5 protein-coding genes are annotated in these 6,272 nt (G+C 49.7%); all 5 read left to right on the top strand.

The window, feature by feature from the left end; all coding sequences use genetic code 11:
* On the top strand, positions 1-1,046 hold a 1,046-nt coding region (gene thiC / locus QCH34_RS04835), incomplete at its 5' end, for a phosphomethylpyrimidine synthase ThiC (RefSeq protein ID WP_300330979.1).
* A 227-nt stretch (positions 1,047-1,273) separates the two neighbouring features.
* The gene (locus QCH34_RS04830; RefSeq protein WP_300330976.1) at positions 1,274-3,670 is read left to right on the top strand and encodes a CDC48 family AAA ATPase; all 2,397 of its coding nucleotides are present in this window, start codon (positions 1,274-1,276) and stop codon (positions 3,668-3,670) included.
* Positions 3,671-3,683: 13 nt separating this feature from the next.
* The gene (locus tag QCH34_RS04825; RefSeq protein WP_300330973.1) at positions 3,684-4,112 is read left to right on the top strand and encodes an Hsp20/alpha crystallin family protein; all 429 of its coding nucleotides are present in this window, start codon (positions 3,684-3,686) and stop codon (positions 4,110-4,112) included.
* 176 nt (positions 4,113-4,288) lie between these two features.
* Positions 4,289-5,206: an aldolase gene (locus QCH34_RS04820; protein ID WP_300330970.1), complete on the top strand. Its 918-nt coding sequence runs from the start codon at positions 4,289-4,291 to the stop codon at positions 5,204-5,206.
* Positions 5,207-5,271: 65 nt separating this feature from the next.
* On the top strand, positions 5,272-6,272 hold a 1,001-nt coding region (locus QCH34_RS04815), incomplete at its 3' end, for a hypothetical protein (protein WP_300330967.1).

Here is a 6,272-nt window from a genome sequence, read left to right as displayed (position 1 = left end):
AGATCGAGAAGGCACGTCAGGCAGAACTCGCAGGAGCAGATACGCTGATGGAGCTTTCAACCGGCGGCGATTTCCTTGAAATCCGTCGGCGCGTCATAGAGAATACGAACCTTTCAGTCGGCTCGGTTCCCCTCTACCAGGCATTCATTGAAGCAGCCCGGACAAAAGGTGCCGTGGTGCATATGGATGAGGATGACCTCTTCAAGGCAACAGAGGATCAGGCGAAGCTTGGTACCAACTTCATGGCGATCCACACCGGGATCAACTGGGAGACGATGAAGCGTCTTCAGAATCAGGGCCGGCACGGAGGTCTCGTATCCCGTGGGGGTGCATTCATGACCGCCTGGATGCTTCACAATGAGATGGAGAACCCGCTCTACCGCCGCTTTGATTATCTCCTTGAGATCCTGAAAGAGCATGAGGTCACCCTCTCCTTTGGGAACGGGATGCGTGCAGGCGCAATCCACGATGCTACCGATCGTGCACAGATCCAGGAGCTCCTGATCAATGCAGAGCTTGCAGACAAGGCAAATGCCTTTGGTGTCCAGACGATCATCGAGGGGCCGGGGCATATCCCGCTTGACGAGATCGAAACGAATGTCCAGCTCCAGAAAAGGGTTACAAACCGAAAGCCATTCTACATGCTCGGACCTCTTGTTACCGATATCGCACCCGGATATGATGACCGGGTTGCTGCAATCGGTGCCGCTGCATCATCTGCTGCCGGTGCGGATTTCATCTGCTATGTCACCCCGGCAGAGCATCTTGCACTCCCGACACCAGAAGAAGTCTATGAAGGTGTTATCTCATCCCGGATTGCAGCACATGCAGGCGATATGGTCAAACTGAAGAAAACCCGTGCATTCGACCTTGAGATGGGGCATGCACGGCGCGATCTCGACTGGGAACGCCAGTTTGCTGTTGCAATGAATCCTGAAAGGGCACGCCATATCCGTGACAGCCGATCTCCTGCTGACACAGATGCCTGCACCATGTGCGGAGACTTCTGTGCACTGAAGATCGTCAGCAAACACTTTAATTTCTAAATCTCTCATCCAAACCACTTTTTTTATCTCCGTCTTTCCATTATCAGGAATTATTGACGGGATTTTTCTGTATCTCAATAGTGGATTATTCAGATCAAACAGTAGTTTTTTGTATTCAGGAGGGAATTTGCAGATGATCAGAAGAAAACAATCGTTCAGATCTCTGAGTTAGAGAAAACTATAAATATTAAACAACACTAACGTATGGTAAGTCAGAGGTACTCATTATGACAACTGATAAGGATTACATGGATCTTGTAGTGAAAGAGGCGGCTCATGGCGATGCCGGACGGGGAATGGCCCGTCTCTCAATCGATGTGATGAAACAGCTGAACCTGGTCTCAGGCGACGTGATCGAGATATCTGGTAAGAAGAAAGCCGCTGCCATAGTCTGGCCAGGTTTTCCTGAAGATACCGGCCGTGCGGTAATCAGGATCGACGGGAACGTCCGGAGCAATGCCGGTGCCGGTATTGATGACAAGGTCAGGATCAAAAAGCTGGATGCAGGATATGCAACAAAGGTTGTTATCCAGCCGACTCAGGCAATTCGGCTTGTAGGCGGGGAACAATACCTGAAACGAATGCTTCATGGCAGATCTGTATCCGCAGGCCAGACTGTCCGGGTAAATGTACTTGGAAACCCACTCACCTTCGTCATCTCAAAAGTGAGCCCAAAGGGCATTGCCATTGTCACCGAAGACACAGAGATCGAGCTGAAAGAAACACCCTATGAAGGAGAGAAAGGAAAAGAAGGTTTCTCAGATATCCATTATGAGGATATCGGCGGACTTGGACGTGAGCTTCAACTCGTCCGCGAGATGATCGAGCTCCCGCTCAGGCACCCGGAACTCTTTGAGCGGCTTGGAATCGAGCCACCAAAGGGGGTGCTGCTCTATGGTCCACCAGGAACCGGAAAGACCCTGATCGCACGGGCAGTTGCCAGTGAAGTGGACGCCCACTTCATCACGCTCTCAGGCCCGGAGATCATGAGTAAGTACTATGGCGAGTCCGAGGGCAAGCTCCGTGAGGTCTTTGATGAGGCACAGGAGAACTCGCCGACGATCATCTTCATCGATGAGATCGACTCCATTGCACCAAAACGTGAAGATACGAAAGGGGAGGTTGAACGGCGGGTTGTTGCACAGCTCCTCTCCCTGATGGATGGGCTCAAGAGCCGCGGACAGGTGATCGTCATCGCCGCAACAAACCTTCCGGATGCAATTGATCCTGCGCTTCGGCGTGGAGGGCGGTTTGACCGTGAGATCGAGATTGGAATTCCTGATAAAAAGGGAAGGCTCGAAGTCCTCCAGATTCACAGCCGCGGGGTTCCACTTGGAGATGATGTCGAACTCTCGCATTTCGCAGATATCACCCATGGTTTTGTGGGTGCAGATCTGTCACTGCTCGTCAAGGAAGCGGCGATGCATGCACTCAGAAAGATCATTCCGAAGATCAATGTGGATGAAGACATCCCAACCGAGCTTCTGGATGAGCTGAAAGTTATCCGCGAGGATTTCGATGAGGCACTAAAGCATGTTGAGCCGAGTGCAATGCGTGAGGTGCTTGTCGAGGTGCCAGACATCCACTGGAGCGATGTCGGCGGCCTTGAAGATGTTAAAGAAGAGCTGAGGGAGGCAGTGGAATGGCCGCTGAAGTACCCGGAAATATTCCAGAGACTCACAACCAAGCCACCAAAAGGGATCCTCCTCTTTGGCCCTCCCGGCACCGGAAAGACGCTCCTTGCCAAAGCTGTGGCAAACGAGAGCGAGTGCAACTTCATATCAATCAAAGGACCCGAACTCCTCTCCAAATGGGTTGGCGAATCCGAGAAAGGTGTCAGGGAGATCTTCCGGAAAGCACGCCAGGCATCGCCGTCCATCATCTTCTTTGATGAAGTTGATGCGCTTGTGCCTCGCAGGGGAAGTTACACCGGATCCTCCCATGTCACCGAGAGTGTGGTCAGCCAGATCTTAACGGAACTTGACGGGCTTGAAGAACTCAAGGACGTGGTCGTCATTGGTGCAACCAACAGGCCGGATATGATGGATACTGCCCTCATGCGTCCCGGGCGGCTTGAACGCCATATCTTTGTCCCGCCACCAGATGATGAGGGAAGGAAGCAGATCTTCAAGGTATACCTGAAGGATGAAGAAGGTGTGCTTGCAAAAGATATCGATCTTGACACACTGGTTGGTGAGACAAAAGGGTTTGTCGGTGCTGATATCGAAGCTCTTGTCCGTGAATCAAAGCTCTATGCAATCCGTGATTTCATCTCAAAGATGGGAGGCAGAAGCGAGATTGAGATGAAAGATGCGATGGAGAATATTCGTGTCACCAAGGATCATATCAGGCGGGCACAGGAGCGGGTGAAGCCATCCCTTGATAGCGATGCTATCGAGTCCGCCGAACGGCAGTCATGGGAGTTCCTCTATAACGAGGAGCAGAGGCGGATTCTGGAAAAGGCATTGAATGTTGCAAAACGTGCGCTCCTCCTTGAGAAAGGTGAGACGATTGCCGCTGCTGCAGAAAAAATCCGCAATCTTGTGACATCCGGCAGGAAACAGTTTGATGTGATCAGGGAACAAACAACAGAACTGGAAAAACTAATGGCTGAAGAGAAATGAGTGTGAAAGAAGAATGAATGAACCACCATCAGATGCATACAGGGAACTGATTGATGCGGTCAGGAAGATCATGGCAGAGTCAATGGACGTTGATCTGACATCCCCACGGGTTATGGGATTCCGTGTGGTTATCAACGGCTCCCCTGTGAACATCAGCCAGACACCATTCGACGAAGAGGAGCATGCAGTTGAGGTCTATGAGATTAATGACGATCTGATCATCGCAACTGATGTCTCAGGATATGATCCTGAAGAGATCAGGATCTTCTTTGAGGGTGGCCGTCTCCATATCGTATCACATGAGAGGAGAGAACCGATTGCCGTGGTGGATCTCCCACAGGTCGATCCTGATAACATCAGGATGAGCTGTATCAACGGTGTCCTTGAGATCATCTGCCGGAAAGATTCGGATAAAGGCCATCAGGTCATCCATCTCGAATAATCAGAAGGGCAGGACGGGGAAAAATGTCCTGGAAGCAGATCCCCTCCTCCTTTTACACTAATTACAATTTTTTTCATTCCGGTTTTCTATTCATGGTTCATAGAGCAGTTCCATCCTGCTGATTGTTGCCTGAACAATCCGCAACCATTAATCAGGCACGGGATGATATTCTGGGTATGACTGCAGAAGATGTCTTCTCGATTCCACTGGATGTACCGTTTGCGGCAGTTGATACCTTCATCGCAAACTACCAGAGGATAACACGCGGTACCGGGCGCCTGATGCTCTTTGCCGGCGACCAGAAGGTCGAGCACCTCAATGACGACTTCTTTGGCGAGGATATCCATGAAGATGATGCAAGCCCTGTGCACCTCTTCAAAATCGCCTCAGAGGGAAAAGTTGGTGTCTTTGCAACACAGTACGGACTTATCGTCCGGTATGGAATGGATTTCCCGGATATCCCCTATCTCGTGAAACTCAATTCAAAGACGCACCTGGTCAAGACCTCCCAGCAGGACCCTTACAGCCCCCTCCTTGTTTCGGTCCAGGATGTTGTGGATCTCCGTGACAGGACGGGACTCGCGATCACAGCGGTTGGCTATACGATCTATATCGGATCAGAATACGAGAGTGAGATGATGCGTGAGGCGCAGCAGGTGATCCTGGATGCACATAAAAACGGGATGCTTGTTGTGCTCTGGATCTATCCACGCGGAGCAGCGGTTAAAGACGAGAAAGATCCGCACCTGATCGCAGGTGCAGCGGGAGTTGCCGCAGCACTTGGTGCAGATTATGTCAAGGTGAATGCTCCGAAGAAAGAGGGTCATAATTCTTCTGATCTCCTGAAAGAGGCTGTTCTTGCAGCTGGCAGAACGAAGGTGGTCTGTGCAGGAGGCTCCTCCATCGATGAAAAGAAGTTCTTAACAGAACTCTATGACCAGATCCATTCCGGAGGAGCGGCAGGAAATGCAACCGGCAGGAACATCCATCAGAAAGGACTTGATGCAGCCGTCCGGTTCACAAATGCAATCTTCGCTATTACGATTGAAGGGGCTGATGTGGAACAGGCATGGAAAATCTATAGTGGGGAGTAAAGAGAGAACTTTCCCTCTCTACCTCTTAGATATAATAAAACCAAAGGGAGTCTTACCATCTCTGCATGAGCAGATCCTTCTTCAGTGATCCCGATCATTTTCACTTTTTTGGGCCCGCATTTGATCTCACCAATGATCATCTCACCTCTGACGAGAAGAAAAGACTGATCGGGATCATCGCTGAAACCTTTGAAGAGTATCCCGATTGCCGCGAAGTCACCCTTGCCCTGTCATCACTCTATGAGTCCATCGGGGATCATAAGTCAGCGTACAGCATATTGATTGATGATTACTTCTTTAGTGACTCTTCCCTCTGCATGATACGAAAGGCACTTGTCAATCGTTCACGGGATGGAGAGTATGATGAAAAATTATTAGCAAACCTTACGAAACGGCATGACGATCCACAGTTAATGCGACGGCTATATGCCTTCCTTGGTTTTACTCTCATGAAAGATGATGAGGGAGCAAAAGAGCTATGGCATAATCTGCTGGAGGAAACATTATTTCGTCCACCTTCCGGAACAGACGATATTCTGGACCATTCCTATAGATATTCTGTATTTCATAATCTATCATTCCGGGAGCAGATTGAAGGTATCAGATACCTTCTTCGAGCAGGAATCTCTGATAATCTGGAGGTAGAAATCGTCAGTTTTACCGAAGCCATACCATCGTACCTCAAAAATCTCCTCTCATTGATCATGCTCTTTAGATCTGATACTGAAGATGCGGATATACGGGATCCACTCACTGTGGTGATTGCTGCTGCTTTTGGGAGTGTCGAGATAATTGATGGCTTTCTTGCGGACGTTGAAAAGAGGCTGGATGATATATTTGTGGAATATATCGATGTACAGAGAGAGGAGGCAATTTCAATTGGTGAGGAGGCATTTGCCCTCATTCACCTCCTCAACTGGGCCGATGATCCAATCCTGCATGAAGAAGGGGTCCTTGATGAGTTTGAGAGACTCATGCAGAGTAAAAACTCCAGTGTCCTCATTATTGCAGATTGGATTATTCACGGGATTCCTGATGAGAGATTAAAAGATCTACCCCCGGAATA

It is taken from the genome of Methanocalculus sp., from assembly GCF_029762515.1.
Classification (GTDB): domain Archaea; phylum Halobacteriota; class Methanomicrobia; order Methanomicrobiales; family Methanocorpusculaceae; genus Methanocalculus.
The sequence above is the reverse complement of the archived record's forward strand: the minus strand, read 5'-3'. Positions and strand labels throughout refer to the sequence as shown.